The 17,017-nt window shown below is 65.1% G+C and carries 15 protein-coding genes; 12 read left to right on the forward strand and 3 right to left on the reverse strand.

Annotated elements, in window-relative coordinates:
- Nucleotides 1-5: 5 nt before the first annotated feature.
- Nucleotides 6-1,010, reverse strand: coding sequence for an NADP-dependent oxidoreductase (locus tag ABC347_RS06735; RefSeq protein WP_413244963.1), 1,005 nt, complete (start codon nucleotides 1,008-1,010; stop codon nucleotides 6-8).
- 186 nt (nucleotides 1,011-1,196) lie between these two features.
- On the opposite strand from ABC347_RS06735, the gene ABC347_RS06740 reads away from it, so the two are divergent.
- The 8 genes from ABC347_RS06740 to ABC347_RS06775 all read left to right on the forward strand — a co-directional run bounded on the left by ABC347_RS06740 (nucleotide 1,197) and on the right by ABC347_RS06775 (nucleotide 11,123).
- Entirely contained in the window at nucleotides 1,197-3,716 is a 2,520-nt protein-coding gene (locus tag ABC347_RS06740; RefSeq protein ID WP_413244964.1) for a TonB-dependent receptor, read from the forward strand.
- 5 nt (nucleotides 3,717-3,721) lie between these two features.
- Nucleotides 3,722-5,059: an aromatic ring-hydroxylating oxygenase subunit alpha gene (locus ABC347_RS06745; protein ID WP_413244965.1), complete on the forward strand. Its 1,338-nt coding sequence runs from the start codon at nucleotides 3,722-3,724 to the stop codon at nucleotides 5,057-5,059.
- Entirely contained in the window at nucleotides 5,056-5,514 is a 459-nt protein-coding gene (locus ABC347_RS06750; RefSeq protein ID WP_413244966.1) for a nuclear transport factor 2 family protein, read from the forward strand. Before ABC347_RS06745 ends, ABC347_RS06750 begins: the two co-directional genes overlap by 4 nt.
- A gap of 13 nt (nucleotides 5,515-5,527) precedes the next feature.
- Nucleotides 5,528-6,331 carry an SDR family oxidoreductase gene (locus ABC347_RS06755; protein ID WP_413244967.1) on the forward strand — a complete coding sequence of 268 codons (804 nt, stop codon included), beginning with the start codon at nucleotides 5,528-5,530 and terminating at the stop codon, nucleotides 6,329-6,331.
- A complete protein-coding gene (locus ABC347_RS06760) occupies nucleotides 6,328-7,950 on the forward strand; it encodes a GMC family oxidoreductase (protein WP_413244968.1) in 1,623 nt (540 codons plus the stop codon). Before ABC347_RS06755 ends, ABC347_RS06760 begins: the two co-directional genes overlap by 4 nt.
- 11 nt (nucleotides 7,951-7,961) lie before the next feature.
- Entirely contained in the window at nucleotides 7,962-8,708 is a 747-nt protein-coding gene (locus ABC347_RS06765) for an SDR family NAD(P)-dependent oxidoreductase (RefSeq protein WP_413244969.1), read from the forward strand.
- A 94-nt stretch (nucleotides 8,709-8,802) separates the two neighbouring features.
- On the forward strand, nucleotides 8,803-10,206 hold the full coding sequence (locus tag ABC347_RS06770; protein WP_413244970.1) for an aromatic ring-hydroxylating oxygenase subunit alpha: 1,404 nt from the start codon (nucleotides 8,803-8,805) through the stop codon (nucleotides 10,204-10,206).
- A gap of 98 nt (nucleotides 10,207-10,304) precedes the next feature.
- Nucleotides 10,305-11,123, forward strand: a complete 819-nt coding sequence (locus ABC347_RS06775) for a hypothetical protein (protein WP_413244971.1) — start codon at nucleotides 10,305-10,307, stop codon at nucleotides 11,121-11,123.
- Nucleotides 11,124-11,127: 4 nt separating this feature from the next.
- On the opposite strand, the gene ABC347_RS06780 is transcribed toward ABC347_RS06775, so the two are convergent.
- Entirely contained in the window at nucleotides 11,128-11,544 is a 417-nt protein-coding gene (locus tag ABC347_RS06780; protein WP_413244972.1) for a nuclear transport factor 2 family protein, read from the reverse strand.
- The gene (locus tag ABC347_RS06785) at nucleotides 11,544-12,074 is read right to left on the reverse strand and encodes a VOC family protein (RefSeq protein WP_413244973.1); all 531 of its coding nucleotides are present in this window, start codon (nucleotides 12,072-12,074) and stop codon (nucleotides 11,544-11,546) included. The genes ABC347_RS06780 and ABC347_RS06785 overlap by 1 nt, the downstream gene beginning before the upstream one ends.
- Before the next feature lie 160 nt (nucleotides 12,075-12,234).
- Here ABC347_RS06785 and ABC347_RS06790 point away from each other — a divergent pair, with 160 nt between their 5' ends.
- The 4 genes from ABC347_RS06790 to ABC347_RS06805 are packed head-to-tail and all read left to right on the forward strand — an operon-like array spanning nucleotide 12,235 to nucleotide 17,001.
- Complete coding sequence (locus ABC347_RS06790; RefSeq protein WP_413244974.1) at nucleotides 12,235-14,565, forward strand: TonB-dependent receptor; 2,331 nt, start codon at nucleotides 12,235-12,237, stop codon at nucleotides 14,563-14,565.
- An 8-nt stretch (nucleotides 14,566-14,573) separates the two neighbouring features.
- A complete protein-coding gene (locus ABC347_RS06795) occupies nucleotides 14,574-15,365 on the forward strand; it encodes an SDR family NAD(P)-dependent oxidoreductase (protein WP_413244975.1) in 792 nt (263 codons plus the stop codon).
- Nucleotides 15,362-16,426 carry a zinc-binding dehydrogenase gene (locus tag ABC347_RS06800; protein WP_413244976.1) on the forward strand — a complete coding sequence of 355 codons (1,065 nt, stop codon included), beginning with the start codon at nucleotides 15,362-15,364 and terminating at the stop codon, nucleotides 16,424-16,426. The genes ABC347_RS06795 and ABC347_RS06800 overlap by 4 nt, the downstream gene beginning before the upstream one ends.
- Nucleotides 16,423-17,001 (forward strand): VOC family protein, encoded by a 579-nt coding sequence (locus ABC347_RS06805; RefSeq protein ID WP_413244977.1) that lies wholly within the window; start codon nucleotides 16,423-16,425, stop codon nucleotides 16,999-17,001. The genes ABC347_RS06800 and ABC347_RS06805 overlap by 4 nt, the downstream gene beginning before the upstream one ends.
- Nucleotides 17,002-17,017 lie beyond the last annotated feature (16 nt).

Raw genomic sequence — 17,017 nt, forward strand, 5'->3', positions numbered from 1 at the left:
TCCCGTCAGCGCAGCTTCACCACCACCTTGCCGATGTTCGCGCCGTTGAAGAGCCCGGCATAGGCATCGAGGACATTTTCCAACCCCTCGGTAATCGCGAACGGCATCTTCAGCTGACCGGCATCTACCCAGGCGCGCAGCCGGGCCGTCAGCTCTGCCCCGCGATGCGCGAAATCGGGCGAGAAGAAGCCTGTGATCTGCAACCGCCGCGCAAGGACCTGGTCGAAGCGGCGGGGGCCCGGCTGCGCCTCGGCATAGCCGGCGAGCAGGCCGCAGACCGCGATCCGCCCGTAATGCGCCATGTTGGGCAGCACCGCATCCAGCAGCGGGCCGCCGACATTTTCAAAATAGACGTTCACGCCGTCGGGCGCGGCGGCGGCGATCGCGGCTTCGACATCGGCCGCGCGGTGGTCGATCGCGGCATCGAGCCCGAGTTCGCCGGTCAGGAAATCGCATTTGCGCGCGCCGCCGGCGATCCCGATCACGCGCGCGCCGAGCAGCTTGGCGATCTGCGCTGCCAGCATGCCGGTCGCCCCCGCCGCCGCGGACACCAGCACCGTATCGCCGGGCTGGGTGCGGCCGACCTCCTCGATCCCGACCAGCGCCGTCCAGCCGTTCATGCCGAGCGGGCCGAGATGCATGAGCGGATCGGCGACGCCTTCATCGAGCTTCACAAGTCCGCTGAGCTCGGGCCGAACCACCGAGACGTCCGCCCATTGGCCGAAGGCGCGGACGAGGTCGCCGGTCGCGAACCCCTCTGCCCGCGAGGCGACGACGCGCCCCATCACCTGGCCAGGGATCGGGCTGCCAAGCGGGATCGGCGGCTGATAGCTGTCGGTGCGCGGCGTCATCCACATCCGGGTTCCGGCATCCAGCGACAGATGATCGGCGGCGATGGTGACTTCCCCTTCGCCCGGCTCGGGCACCGGCGCGTCGATCATCGTCAGCGCGGAGGCGAAATCTTCCCCCGCAGGATAGGAATCCAGCCGCCAGACGCGATTGCCAGCCATGCCGCCATCCTCCCGATCGTTGCCGGTAAGTCACCCGCGCCAAAGGATCGAACAACCTGCCAGCTTCGCTAGGTGACCGGATCGAACGCGCGCAGCATCACGAGCGCATAACGGCGATCAGCCCAACAAAATCGCATCGGCCAACGATGCTTCAAGCCATGTGCAACTCTTGGGGGGGAAACTGAAATGCAAGACACCTATCGCCTATCCCGTGCCGCTCGCCTGCTGGCCGGGGTCGCGCTCACTTCGCTCGCCGGTGCCGCGTTCGCGCAGAGCCCCGATGCCGTGACGCCGCCCGCTGCACAGGCCGCCCCGCCCGCCCCCGAGACGGCTGCGCTGGCATCCGAAGCCGATGGCGGCGGCCTTGAGACGATCATCGTCACCGCCCGCAAGCGGCAGGAAAGCGTGCAGGACGTGCCGGTGGCGGTGACCGCCATCTCGGCGGAAACGGTGCGCCAGCAGGATCTGACCAGCATCGAGAAGATTGCGGCCCGCACCCCCAACTTCACGGTCGGTCGTGCTTCCAACGGTTCGGGCGCGCAGCTTACGATGCGCGGCATCGGATCGTCCTCCACCTCGATCGGCATCGAACAGTCGGTCGCCACCGTCGTCGACGGCGTCTATTTCGGCCAGGGCCGCATCATTCAGGAAGGCTTCTTCGATCTTGGCCGGGTCGAGATCCTGAAGGGGCCGCAGGCGCTGTTCTTCGGCAAGAACGCCACCGCGGGCGTCATCTCGATCACGACGGCGGACCCCGGATCCGACCCCGAATTCTTCGGCCGCGTCGGTTACGAATTCCGATCGGAGCAGGTCGTCGGCGAACTGATCGGCTCCGGTCCGATCACCGATACGCTGGGCGTGCGCCTCGCGGTGCGCGGCAGCAAGATGTATGGCGGCTATTATCGCAACGTCGCCGATCCGGTGTCTTACAACACGCTCGACATCGCCACCGGCGTGACCAACCCGCACACTGCGCTGCCCGCCGCGCGTGAGGCGCCGGGCGAAAAGGAACTGCTCGGCCGGTTCACGGTGAAGTGGGATCCGACCGACAATTTCGTCGCCACCTTCAAGGTCTCGGGTGACTATAACAAGGTCAACAACTCGTCCTGGAATTATGTGAACTTCGACTGCGCCACCGGCCGCAGCTCGCTGAACCCGATCTACGAGTGCAAGGACCAGTTCGTCACGCATCAGAATAACATGCCGACCGACATCGCCGCGAACTTCCCGTTCGCGCGGGACGACGGGCAGCTCTACAATCGCTACAAGAGCTACCAGGCGACTGCCAACCTGGTCTACACGCTGCCGACCGTGACCTTCACCTCGGTGACCAACTATCAGTGGAACAACAACCGCTGGACCTGCGCATGCGACTTCCAGTCGAGCAACACCGGCACCTGGGCCACCGAGAATTCGACGTGGAAGGCGTTCTCGACCGAACTGCGCGCGCTCACGAGCTTCGATGGACCGCTCAACTTCCTGGTCGGCGGCCTCTATCAGGATACCAAGCGCGACTTCGAACAATATATCATGTTCGCCAACATCGAGGATTCGACCCAGGACGCCGCCCGGCGCTACCAGGCGACGTCGAAAGTGTCCTTCACCAACGGCGAGACGCTGGCCCTGTTCGGGCAGGCGACGTTCAAGATCATGGAAACGCTCGAACTGGCCGGCGGCGTGCGTTACACGCGGGAAACCAAGGACAGCTTCTTCACGCAGCCTTACAACAACGCTGCCGTGACCGCGATCTTCCGTCCGCAGAATTCGCCCGATGGTCTGGGTGAGATCACCGCGAACCAGAAGTTCACCGATTGGTCGCCGGAAGCCACGCTGACCTGGAAGCCGACCCGCGACATCCTGGTCTATGGCGCCTACAAGACCGCCTACAAGTCGGGCGGCTTCTCGAATGGCGGTATCAATTCGGGCTTCTCACCGAACCCGTTCGCCGATCTCACCTTCGAACCGGAGACGGTGGAAGGGTTCGAGGCGGGGCTGAAGACCACGCTGGCGGATAACCAGCTGCGCTTCAACGTCGGCCTCTACACCTATAAATATTCGGACCTGCAGGTCGACTTCTTCAATTCGCCGATTTTCGCGTTCCAGACGCTGACCGCGGATGCCCGCACGAAGGGCGTCGAACTGGAATTCGAGTATGCGCCGCGCAGCCTTGCCGGCCTGAACCTGCGCGGATCGCTGAACTATAACCGCGCGCGCTACACCGATTTCCCGCTGGCACCCTGCTATGCAGGCCAGACCCCGGCCACGGGCTGCAACCTGGCGTTCAACGCGGCGGGTAATAATTTCACCCGCCAGAACCTGACCGGATCGACGCTGTCGGTTGCGCCTGAATGGACCGCGACGCTGGGTGCGGGCTACGACACGGCGGTGGGCAACGGCATGAAGTTCGGCATTTCCGCCGATGCCCGCTACAGCGACGATTATCTGGCGTCGGGCTTCGGCAACCCCTTCTCGCGCCAGAACAGCTACATCAACCTCGACGCATCAATCCGCTTCGGCGCGGAGGATGATCGCTGGCAGATCGCGGTGATCGGCAAGAACCTGACCAACCGCTTCTATGTGACGGGCGTGGTCGATGGTCCATCGACCGGCAGCGGCACCGGCACCCCCGCCGGCGTGCATGCCGACCAGCTGGGCTTCGGCACGCTGCCGCGCACGGTGATGGTGCAGCTTTCCACCCGCTTCTAATTCGGATGGGAAGCGGCCAGAACCCGATCGATCCGGCGCGGTACCGCTCAGCCGAGCGGGCCCGCGCCGAATGGGACCGGGTCTGGATCAAATGCTGGCACGCCGGGCCGCGGGTGGAGGAACTGCCCGAGCCCGGCGATGTCATGGTCCACAGCCTGGGCGGCGAAAGCCTGTTGTTCGTCCATGATCAGGACGGCACGATCCGCGGCTGGTTCAATTTGTGCCGCCATCGCGGCAACCGGCTGATCCTATCCGGCGATGGGCCGACCGCGGTGCGCGAACTGCGCTGCGCCTTTCATGGCTGGCGCTACGGGTTGGATGGCGCATTGATCGAGGCGCCCTATGCCGAACGGTTCGGCGATTGCCTCGCCGATCAGAAGCGGACGGGGCTAAAATCCTTCCGGGTCGAGGCTTGGGCCGGGTGGCTTTGGTTCACGCTCGACGACGATGCACCGCCATTTGCCAACTATCTGGGCCCGATGCGTCCCCTGCTCGAGCCCTACCGGCTCGAGAAGGCGACGATCGTCGATTACAAGACGTTCGAATTCGACTGTAACTGGAAGACGGTGCTCGACGCGTTCAACGAGAGCTATCATTTCCAGGCGCTGCATTCGGACATCCTGGCGTGGGGCAACGAGGACGCGCCGATCGCGCTGACCGGCATCCATTCGATGATGGTCAACGAATATGGCGCACCCTCGCGGCTCTACCCCGATCAGGCAACGATCAACCCCGCGCTCCGCCAGTATCTGGAATTCTCGGGGATCGATCCGGATAGCTTTTCAGGCACGCCGGCGGACGTTCGGCTCGCCGGCCAGGCGGCGCGGCGCAGGGCGGGCGAAGACGGCAGCCACCTTCCCTATGCCACTTTGGCGGACGGGCAACTGAGCGATGCCTATCATTATCTGCTGTTCCCCAGCCTGCACCTGAATCTGTTCCCGGAATTCCAGGTGGCGATGCGCTATCGCCCGCACCCCTCCGGCGATCCGCTTAAGATGTATTTCGATTTCATCATGCTGGCCCCGCTGGCGCCCGGCGAAGCGATCCCGAGCTATGAGCACAGGGTCGTGCGCGGCAAGGACCAGCTAGTGGGCGAGGTGCTGGAGTGGGGCGCACGGCGGCACCCGATCGCCGAGCAGGTGCTGGGCGAGGATATCGACCTGATCGAACAGGTGCAGGCCGGCACCGCATCGATCGCGTTCGACGGCCCGATCCTGAGCGAGGATGAGCGCCGGATCGCCCATTTCCACGCCAATCTCGATCGGCTGCTGGCCGGCGAACCCGTCGCCGCGCTGATCGCCGACAACCCGGTCGAGCCCGCATTCGGGGCGGGCGCCGCATGAGCCGCGAGCGCAGCATCGCCATCGCAGAGCGCTACCTGGCGGCGATGCAGGCCGGCGACTGGGAAACGGTCGAGGCGCTCTACCACGACGATATCCGCGTCCATATGTGTGGATCGACCCCGGCATCGGGTACGATCGAGGGCAAGGAAGCGCTGACCCGCGGCCTGATCGCGACCCAGGTCCACGCCGCGCTCGATCCGGCGGCGATGCAATTCGCGCGGCGCTGGCGGGTGATGTGCGCGGACGAGGAGCGCGCGACGATCCTGATGGAAGGCGGCGGGCCCACTCTTTCCGGCGACCGATACGACCAGACCTATCTCGAGCTGTTCCGTTTCGCCGCGGACGGCCGCATCATCGAGATGCACGCCTTCTTCGATACCGCGCTCGCCGAACGGGCGCTGTTCGCCAACCCCCTCGCCACCCCGCGCGATCCGGCGCCGGCGATGCCCTTCTGACAGGAGTTTTCCGATGGCCAGGCTCGAAGGCAAGACCGCGCTCGTGATCGGCGCGGCCAACCGCGATAACATGGCGCAGGTGATCGCGCGCCGCTTCCATGACGAGGGCGCCAAGGTCGCGGTGGCAGGCCGCAAGATGGACGAACTGGAGCGCTTCGCAGGCGAGATCGGGGGGGTAGCTCTGTCGTGCGACCTCACCGACCGTGCACAAGTGTTCGCGCTGGCCGATGCCGCGAAGGATGCGCTGGGCGGGATCGACATCGCAGTGAACGCAACCGGCTGGGGCCTGCTGAAGCCCTTCCTCGAGCATGACGAGGACGAGGTCGACCGGATGACGGCGCTGCAGTTCAAAGGCCCGTTCTATTTCATGCAGGCGATGGTGGGCGCGATGGCGACCGATCGCGGCGGACGCGGCGGATCGATCATCCAGATCAGCAGCGCGACGGCGACGATCATGCTGAACGACCATGCGGCCTATATGGGCACCAAGGCAGGCACCGACCATGTGGTGCGCTGCGTGGCCAACGAGTTCGGATCGGTCGGCATCCGCGCGAATTCAATCTCACCGGGGCTGACCGACACGCCGATGAACGCCGATGCCAAGCAGGTGCCCGGCCTGTTCGAGGCGTTTCGCGCCGGTTATCCGCTCGGCCGCTGGGGCACGTCGGAGGATGTGGCGGCGGCGGCCGTCTTCCTGGCATCGGACGAATGTTTCATGACGGGTGACAATCTGCAGGTAAATGGCGGGCTCACACTGCGCCGCAATCCGACGCGCGAAGAGATCGGCGCTTCGGTCGAGAAGGCGATGTCGGCGTGAGCGAGACCTGGGATTATATCATCGTCGGCGCCGGTTCGGCCGGCTGCGTGCTGGCGAACCGGCTGTCGGCGGACGGCAATGCGCGCGTGCTGATGCTGGAAGCGGGCGGCACCGATGCCAATCCGCTGATCCACATGCCCAAGGGCATGGCCAAGCTGGTGATGAACCCCAAGCACACCTGGTATTTCCCGGTGGCCCAGCCGCGTGTGGAAGGCGAGGCTGCGAGCGAAGTCTGGGTGCGCGGGCTGGGCCTCGGCGGGTCATCGTCGATCAACGGAATGATCTATGTCCGCGGCCAGCCCGAGGATTATGCCGACTGGGAGGAGCGCGGCGCGACCGACTGGGGCTGGAGCCGGATGAAGGCCGCGTTCCGGGCGATCGAGGATCAGGAACTGGGCGACGATGGCGTTCGCGGCAAGGGCGGCCCGGTCCACATCAGCAAGGGTAGCTATCGCTATCCGGTCAGCGAGGCGCTGGTCGAAGCGGGCGTGCAAATGGGCCTGCCGCGCCATACCGACGATCTGAATCGCGAGGATCAGGAGGGCGTCGGCTATTATTCGCACAACATCCGTCGCGGAAAGCGGCAGTCGTCCGCGGTGGTGTTCCTGAAGCCCGCGATGAAGCGCGGCAACGTCCGCGTCGTGACGGGGGCCATGACCGACAAGGTGCTGTTCGATGCGCAGAAGCGCGCGATCGCGGTCGAAGCGATCGTCGAGGGCAAGCGCCAGCGCTTCGACGTGCGCGGCGAAGTGATCCTGTCCGCAGGCGCGCTGATGTCGCCGGCAATCCTGCAGCGATCGGGCATCGGCCCCGGCGATGCGCTGCGCGCGGCCGGCATCGAAACGCTGGTCGACAGCCCCGATGTCGGCGGGCGGATGCGCGATCATCTCGGCTTCGCGATCTCCTACCGGCTGAAGGGCGATCGCGGGATCAACCATCAGTTCTACGGGCCGGGCCTGATCCGCAACGTGCTTCGCTATTATCTGAAGCATGACGGACCGCTGGCGACGGGTCCGTTCGAGGTCGGCGCGTTCGTGAAGACCAGCCCGCAGGTCGATCGGCCCGACGCGCAACTCTATCTGGGCGGATTCACCTTCGCGCGCAGCGAAGACGATAACTTCCCCGTGCCGCTGGCCGATGTCGAGCGGCGGCCGGGCATGACCTGCTATGGCCAGCTGCTGCGGCTGACCAGCGAGGGCAGCGTGCTGGTAAAGAGCGCCGATCCCGCGGCGATGCCCGAGATCACCCCCAACTGGATGACGACGCCTGAGGATCGCAAGGCGGCGATCGATATGATCCGCTACATGCGCCGCTACATGGCCCAGCCCGCGATCGCTCCCTATGTCGAGGCGGAGGCCTTCCCCGGCGCCGAGCATGACAGCGACGAGGCGCTGTGGGAGCTATTCCGCCGCCTTTCGACCTGCGGCACCCATGCGGTGGCGACCTGCCGGATGGGATCGGACAATCGCGCGGTGCTCGATCCCGATCTGCGCGTGAACGGCGTCAGCGGGCTGCGCGTCATCGACTGTTCGGCGATGCCCGCGCCGGTATCGGGCAACACCAATGGCCCCGCGATGGCACTTGGCTGGGCCGCCGCCGATCGCATCCTGGCAAAGTGAAGGACATGGCAATGACGGGACGGGTCGAAGGCAAGGTCGCGCTGGTCACCGGCGCAGGATCCGAAGGCGGACTGGGCGATGCGATCGCGCGGCGGCTGGCCGAGGAAGGCGCTACCGTGTGGCTGACCGACATCGACGAGGCGGGCGTCACGGTTCGTGCCGGCGAGATCGGTCGTGGCGCGCGCGGGTTGCGCCAGGACGTGACCCAGGAAGCGGACTGGGACCGAGCACTGGGCGAAACCGGGCCGATCGACATCCTCGTCAACAATGCCGGCATCGCCATCCTGCGCATGATCGAGGATCTGCCGCCGGCGGACTATATCCGGCAGATGGATGTGAACATGACGAGCGGCTATCTCGGCATGCGGGCGGGCGTCGCCAACATGCGCGCGCACGGGCGCGGCGGATCGATCATCAACATGTCGTCGGTCGCGGGGCTGATCGGTATTCCCGGCGTGACGGCCTATGCAGCCAGCAAGGCCGGGCTGCGGCTGTTCGGCAAGGCGCTGGCGATGGAAACCGCCAAGGAGAAGATCCGCGTCAACTCAGTCCATCCCGGCATGATCATGACCGGCATGCAGAAAGTCGCGCTGAAGGACAATCCCGAGCAGTATGACATCCTGACTGCGGGCATCCCGATGGGCTATATGGGCGAGCCGATCGAGATCGCGAACATGGTGCTGTTCCTGGCATCGGAAGAAGCGCGCTACATCACTGGCGCCGAATTCGTTGTCGATGGCGGAATGACCGCACAATAGCCGACAAGGCTGTTATAAGCGCGAGGTCCCAACCGCCCTTCCCGCCCGGTAGACTGGCGCGGCAGGGCCAGTAAGAGCGGAACCAGGAGCGGATATGGCAGAGCGTGATCCCACCATCGATGCAGCCGGCGCGGCGCGCTGCCCCGGCGCCACCTGGACCGACATTCTGGCGTTGGATGCTCGGCCGGTGCCTGCCTTTCTGGAACAGGAGAATTACGAATATCGCGGATCGGATCCGATCCCCGCGATGATCTACACCAGCCCGGAATTCCAGGCGCTGGAAAATGAGAAGATGTGGCCCAACGTGTGGCAGTTCGCCGCGCGGGACGAGGACATGCCCGAGCCCGGCGATTACATCGTCTACGAGAATGCCGGCCGGTCCTATCTGGTGGTCCGCCAGGAAGACGGCAGCGTCAAGGCGATGCACAATGTGTGCCTCCACCGCGGCCGCAAGCTGCGCACCGAGGACGGCACCGCCGACAAGTTTCAGTGCCCGTTCCACGGCTTCACCTGGAACAAGGACGGCAGCCTGCACGAGATCCCCTGCCGCTGGGATTTCAAGCACCTGACCGACGAGAAGATGCAGCTGCCCGAGGCCGAAGTGGCGCGCTGGCAGGGTTATATCTTCGTTCGCGAAAATCCCGGTGGCCCGACGATCGAGGAATATCTCGCCCCGCTGCCCGAATTCTTCAAGCGCTGGCGGCACGATCAGTGCACCACCGCGATCTGGGTGGCCAAGGAAGTCCCGGCCAACTGGAAGATCACGATGGAGGCCTTCATGGAGGCCTGGCACACGATCGTGACGCATCCGCAGCTGCTGCCGTTCACCGGGGACGCGAACACCAGCTACAATATCTATGGCGACAATGTGAACGTGGCCTACACCCCGTTCGGCGTGATGAGCCCGCATGTTGACCCCGAAGGCAAGGAACAGCAGTGGATCGTCGACGAGTTCATCAAGTATAACGGTCGGTCCGCCGACAATTACGAAGAGAGCCCCTATGCGGTAACGGTGCCGGAGGGCATTTCGGCTCGGCGCGCGCTGGGCGAGGCGATGCGCGAGAATTTCTCGAAGACGTTCGGCCATCCCGAGCTTCACGACGCCGCCACTGATGTCGAGCTGCTCGACGGCCTTGTCTACAATGTCTTCCCGCACTTCGCGCCGTGGGGCGGGTACATGCCCAACATCGTCTATCGCTGGAAGCCGGGGCCGACGCCCGATACCTGCCTGATGGAAGTGCGGATCCTCGTCCGCATCCCCGAAGGCCAGCCGATCCCGCATGGCCAGCCGATGAAGATGCTGACCCGCGAACAGAAGTGGACGGATGCACCGGAACTTGGCGTGCTCGGCCATGTATTCGAGCAGGACATGGACAATTTGCCATTCGTTCAGGATGGCCTGAAGGTTTCCAAGAACGGCCGTGTCGAGCTCGGAGACTATCAGGAAATCCGCATCCGCCAGTTCCATCAGACGCTGATGAAGTATCTGGACGCCTGACCGGAAGACTTCCCCGCTGGCCGGTTTGACTTGCACGGCCCGTCGCGCCATCTTGCGGTGGCACGGCGAGCCGTCGTGCGCTGACCGGGGGGTCTGCCATGCCGTTTCGTCGCGCGCCCTATGCGATCGCGCTGCTGTTCGCGGTCACGATCCTGGCGTTCTGGCCCGGCTATTTCGGCAGACTCGCGGCATCTCCCCTCGCCTTCCACTTCCACGGCATCACCGCATCGCTGTGGCTGGTGATGCTAGCCGCGCAAAGCGCCACCATCCACGGCGGCCGGCGCGATCTGCATCGCGCCATCGGCCTTTCAAGCCTGGCGCTTTTCCCGCTGCTGCTGGGGGGATCGGCCGCGGTTCTGCACAGCATGGCCGTGGCTACGGCTAGCGGCACCGATCCGTTCTACAACATCTATGGCGCACGCCTGGCGATCATCGACGCCAGCTCCATCCCGCTCCTCGGCTGGCTTTATTTCAACGCGATCCGCGATCGCCGTTCCGTCCAGCGCCACGCGCGCTTCCTGATGGCGACGCCGCTGCCCCTGCTGATGCCGATTGTCGGCCGGCTGCTCAATCATCATGTGCCCGGTCTGATCATCATGGGTCCGCAGGATTTCGGCCTGTTCGCGATCGGGCTCAGGCTTTCGAGCCTCTTTGCGATCGCGGTTGCGGGGTGGCTCTATGCCAGCGATCCCCGCCATGGGCGGCCCTTCCTGGTCGCCGGTATCGTGATTGCCGGGCAGACGATCGCGTTCGACACGATCGGTCATGTGGCGGGCTGGCAGCAACTGGTCGTGGCGCTCGGCCGCCTGCCCTCGCTTCCCATCATCCTGGCTGTCGTCGGCATCGGTATCGCGATCAGCTGGCTGGCCTGGGTCGCTGGTGGCTCCACCATGCAGCGCAGGGCTGCGCGGACCTGATGCGTCAGACGATGCTGTCCATCCCGTGCAGCGGGGTGAACGCCTTGCGCGCATACAGCCAGCGGCCATCGCGGCGGACATAGTCGTCGTCATAGCGGCCGGTGACGCGGCCTTCCTGGCCGTTCACGTTGATGACGAGTTCCGATGTCCAGACGCGGCCACGCGCGCGATCGCCGTCGACCTCGATCGCGCCCATGTAGAAGCTGAAATTATGGAACGGATAGTTCGCCATCTGCTCCAGCCAGAGCGAAACGATCACGTCGCGGCCCTGCACCGGATCGAGCCAGGGCAGATGCCACACTGCGTCCTCCGCCCACGTCGCGGCGAAATCGGCAGCGTCGCGCCGCGACACGGCATCGCCATAGGCCGCGTTCAGCTCCTGGATCAGCTGCCGGTCGATCGCGGGGCCGGTGAACGCCATCAGCCCAGATTCCGCACGGGATCGCTGCCGTCCCAGGTCTTGTGCGTGTCGCGCATCATCGCGCACAGATCGTTGAAGCCCGGCATCGCTTCCAGCACCTCGACCATCGTGCCGGGGCCACCGCCGGTATCTATGTAGATCGCCTCGCCGCCGTCCAGGAAAATCTCCTGCTCGATGGCGAGCCCGGCGTCCGCCGCCGCCTGCCGCGCCTCGGCGATGTCGTCGACGACCAGGCAGACATGGTGGAGCCCCTCGCGGCCCTCGTCCAGCCAGCTCTTGTAGATCGACGGGCTGTCGCAATGCTGCTCGATCAGCTCGATCTGCATGTCGCCCCAATAGCCGATCAACACCGAGAAATCGACGTTGCTCTCTTCGCCCCGATAGCGCGCGGCCTTGTAAGCGATATGGGCCATGCGGAAGAACGGCCCCGCCCCCATCACCTGCGTCCAGAAGGTCAGCGCCGCGTCGATATCGCCCGGCACATAGGCCAGCTGCATGATCGGCCCAAGCCTGGCGATCGCGCCGTTCATGTCGGTCTCTCCCCACGTATTTCGTTGCATCCTTGCAATAGTTGCTAGGCCATCGCGGTGCGGCTCGCATTATGTGCAGGTGACGCTTCCCGACCCTTCGCGTCTTTAGCGAGCGGATCGGCGCGCCAGGTGCCGGCCGTTTTCTTTTGGGGGAGGAACGATGCGGATTTCCTATCAGGCACTGGCGCTCGCGCTTGCAGCCGCCGTGGCGACCGATGGCGCATTTGCGCAGGACGTGACCAGCACGACCAGCTCGGCCGGCCAGGCCGCACTGCCCGATACCGCGGCGGGGCCCGCCCCGTCGACCGAAGCGGTACCGCCCGAGCAAGTGGACGATGGGTCGCTGAACGAGATCATCGTCACCGCCCGCCGCCGCAATGAATCCATCCAGACCACCCCGATCGCGGTGACGGCGATCGCCCCGTCTCAGCTTGAGGCCTCGGTCGCCACCAAGATCTCCGATCTGCAGGGCCTGGCCCCGAACGTGCTGATCACCCAGCAGTCGACCGGTGCCGCCACTGCCAATATCTCGATCCGCGGCATTGCCTTTGCCGACGTGGAAAAGAGCTTCGATCCCGCGGTCGGCGTCAATGTCGACGGTGTCTATATCGGCACCTCGACCGGCCAGCTGCTCGACTTCTTCGACATCGGCTCGATCGAAATCCTGCGCGGCCCCCAGGGCACGCTGTTCGGCCGCAACACGATCGCGGGCGTGATCAACGTCCGCCGCACCCGGCCGACCGGCGAATGGGGCGGCAAGTTCGAAGCGAGCATCGGCCGGTTCGGCGCGATCGGCCTGCGCGGCGTGCTGAACGTGCCGGTGATCGAGGATGTGCTGGCCGCGAAGTTCTTTGAGTTCCACCAGCAGGAAGACGGCTTCCTGAAGGCGGCGGGCACTGGCGAGACACTGGGCCGCAGCAATGCCGAGAATTTCGGCGTATCGCTGCTGTTCACGCCTTCTTCCGCCTTCGACGCGCTGCTGACGCTCGAGCAGCAGGAGCAGAGCTTCGAGACGTTCAACGGATCGCTGAGCCGCACTGGCGACGTATTCTGCGATTTCGGCCTGCTGCCCACCGGCGCCTGCAATCGCAACAACACTGACGACATCTACACCATCTTCAAGAACCAGGAGAATCCGGGCAATTACCGCGCCCGCGCCGCCACGCTGGAGATGAACCTCGATCTCGACGCGATCAAGCTCGCTTCCGTCAGTTCCTACCGCGAGAGCGACGAGCGCCAAATCGCCGACTATTCGACCGCCGGGAACTATATCGGCGATCGTGCTCAGGATTATTATCAGTTCAGCCAGGAGCTGCGCGCGAGCGGCAATCTGTTCCAGGGCTTCGACTATGTCGCCGGCCTCTATTATTTCGAGAGCAAGTACAACCTGATCCAGCTCACCTCGATCCCTGCCTTCGGCGTGATCAATCAGCTGCAGGATACCAGCCAGAAGTCGCGCTCGATGGCGGCATTCTTCGACTTCAACTGGGAAGTCCTGCCGCGGGTGCGCCTGTCGGGCGGCGGTCGCTACACCAAGGATCGCAAGATCAACATCAACCCGCTGCTGGCCGATCCCGCCGGCAACGTGGGCCTGCGGGCGCGCGAGAGCTGGAGCAAGTTCACGCCGAAGGTGACGATCGACTATCGCCCGACCGACGAGCTGATGGTCTATGCCACCTGGTCGCGCGGCTATCGTTCGGGCGGCTTCAATGGCCGCGGCCAGACGTTCAATACCGCGACGATCCCGTATAATCCTGAGACCGTCGACAGCTACGAAGTGGGCGTGAAGAGCGAGTTCCTCGATCGTCGCGTGTCGCTGAACCTCGCCGGCTTCTACACCGACTACAAGGACATCCAGCAGTCTACGACTGTGCCGCTGGCGGTGGCGCCGTTCAACGAGACGCTGGTGACCAACGCGGCTGGCGCGAAGATCAAGGGCCTGGAAGCCGACCTGACCGTGCGTGCGACCAGCAACCTCACGATCCGCGGCGCGGCTGGCTATACCGACTCCAAGTTCCAGGACTTCATCATCGGCCAACTCGTCGCAGGGGGCGTGCGGCAGTTCGACTTCTCCGATGTGGGCCTGATCTATGCGCCGAAGCTGACGGCGGCGATTAGCGGCGAATATAAGATCGATGTCGGCACCAGCCAGCTGCGCCTGAACGCGGGCTATCGTTACGTCAGCCGCTATGACCAGCAGATCGCGACCGATCCGGCCACGCCGATCCCGGCCACCGGGGTGATCCCGGTCGCGCAGAATGATCCGCGGCTGCGTTCGGACAAGCAGAACCTGCTCGATGCCAGCGCCTCGATCATCTTCGACATGAACGGCCAGGGTGCCAAGGCAAGGCTGACCGCCTACGCCCGCAACATCCTGAACGATCGTGGCACGCAGACTGCGTTCAACGTCGCTGCCTATCCGATCCTGTGGTCGTTCGCAGCGGCGCGCGAGCCGCGCACCTACGGTCTGCAGCTCGGCTTCGAATTCTAGGAGGTAGCATGGCGGGTCAGCTCGACGGCAAGGTCGCTATCGTCACGGGTGCGGGGCGCGGCATCGGCCGGGCCATCGCGCTGGCCTATGGACGCGAGGGAGCGAAGGTGGTCGTTGCCTCGCGCACGCCCGCAACGGTCGAGGCGGTCGCCGCCGAGATCGTCGCGGCCGGCGGCGAAGCGATCGGCGTCGCCTGCGATGTCGGCAAGTCGGCGGATATCCAGGCCTGCGTCGACAGGGCCGTCGAGGCGTTCGGCGGTCTCCACATCGTTGTGAACAACGCGCAGGGCTTCGGCACCGAAGCGAGCCCGCAACCGTCGACCGTGTTCGTTGCGTGCGAGGACACCGACGAGGACGAGTGGGAGTATACGCTGCGCACCGGGCCGACCGCTTCGTTGCGCTTCATGAAGGCCGCCTTCCCGCACATGAAGCAGGCCGGATGGGGGCGAATCATCAATTTCGCCTCGTCGTCTGGCCAGATCGGGTTCGAGGGCAATACCTGCTACAATGCCGCGAAGGAGGCGATCCGCGGGATCAGCCGCACGGCGGCGCGCGAGTGGGGCCAGCACGGGATCACCGTGAACATCATCAATCCGGCGCTCGAAACGCGGGCGTTCGATGCATGGAAATCCGCCCGGCCGGATTTCGTCGAGGCTCTGAAGGAGAAGATTCCGGTCCGCCGGCTGGGGGATCCGGAGCAGGACGGCGCGCCGCTGGCAGTGTTCATCGCCAGTGAGGGATCGGGTTACATGACGGGACAAACATTCATGCTCGAAGGAGGCATGCACACGCTGCCATGATCCCGAACGTCAACCGCTGCTGGCAAGTCGCGCACGCATCGCACGCGGGCGGGCTGGCGCACGAAGGCGGGTTGGCGTTGCCGATCGATATGTTCGCAGCCGGCGAGGCCGCGATCCCCGAGCCTGCGGACGGCGAGTTCCTGATCCGTGCGACCCATTTCTCACCAGATCCGATGAACCATGCCTGGGTGCGCGGCATTCCCGGCAAGTTCGACCCGATCGCGCCGGGGGCTGCGATGAAGGGCGGGGTTGCCGGGCGCATCATCGCATCACGGCACGATGGCTGGCCGGTCGGCACCGGAGTGACCGGCTTTTTGGAATGGCAGGACGTTTCCGTCAGCGACGGCACCGATCGGATGGGAGCGCCGATCCAGCGGCTGCCCACCGGTGCGTCGCTTGCCAGCGGGCTCGCCACGCTGGGGATGACGGGGTTGTGCGCGTGGTTCGGGATGACCGAGATCGGCCGTCCCCGTCCCGGCGATACCGTGCTCGTCTCGGGCGCATCGGGCGCGATCGGATCGATCGCCGGGCAGATCGCGCGGGCCGCCGGCGCGCGCGTGATCGGCATCGCGCGCGGGCCGGAGAAGGCCAAGTTCGTGGCGACGCTGGGCTTCGACGACGTGATCGATGCACAGGCGGGCGATCTTTCCGCTGCCATCGCCGCCGCTGCGCCGGGCGGGGTGAACATCTTCTTCGACAATGTCGGCGGATCCCAGCTCGATGCCGCACTCGCCAATCTGGCGCATGGCGCGCGGATCGTGATCTGCGGCGCCACCGCCCATTATGGCGGGCCGACGCCGATCACCAATCACCTGATGCTGGCCATGTCCGGGGCGACGATGGCTGGTTTCTTCTATTTCGATCATGTCGCGCGCTGGGCGGAAAGCCGCGCGCGGCTGGCGGCGATGCTGGCCGATGGCCGCATCCGCGAAGCGCTGGACATCGCGGAAGGCTTCGAGGCGGTGCCCGCCGCCGCCCGCGCCCAGTTCGAAGGCGGCGTGATGGGGCGCAAGCTCGTCCGCATCGCCGATGACCCCTATGAAGAGGATGCCAGCCGATGACCGTCGATCGCACGCTTTTCCAACAGGCCTATTTCGTCAACAGCATCGACGAGGCGGCGCAGCGCTGGTCCGATGCGTTCGGCGCAGGGCCTTTCTACATGGTGCGCCATCACAAGACCGACGAGTTCAGCTATCGCGGGCAGGAGGTGGAGGCCGACGTGTCCTATGCGTTCGGCTATCTCGGCGACACGATGATCCAGTTCATCCAGCAGCATGACGACCAGCCCTCGATCTACCGCGACATGTATGCCGCCGGGGAAGAAGGCTTCCACCACATCGCCTACCTCGTCTCGGACTTCGCAAGCGAGCGGCAGCGCTGGATCGACATGGGGTATCCGCTGGCGACCGAGCTCTACGCCGATGGCGTGAACGCCGCCTATTTCGATACCCGCACGCTGAACGGGGGATTCACCGAGATCCACGGCGATCCGATGCACATCATGGGGCTCTTCGCGCTCTGGAAGCGCGCGCATGTGGCACGCGACGCCGACACGCCGGCAATGATCGAGCTGGACGGTATCGTCGATTACCAGCGGGCGCCGATGATGCCGCTGCACGAGGACGTGACGGCCTGATCCTTCGCAAGGGCCG

Origin of the sequence: Sphingomonas canaveralia (assembly GCF_047238125.1) — a bacterium.
Lineage (GTDB): Bacteria > Pseudomonadota > Alphaproteobacteria > Sphingomonadales > Sphingomonadaceae > JBDFMH01.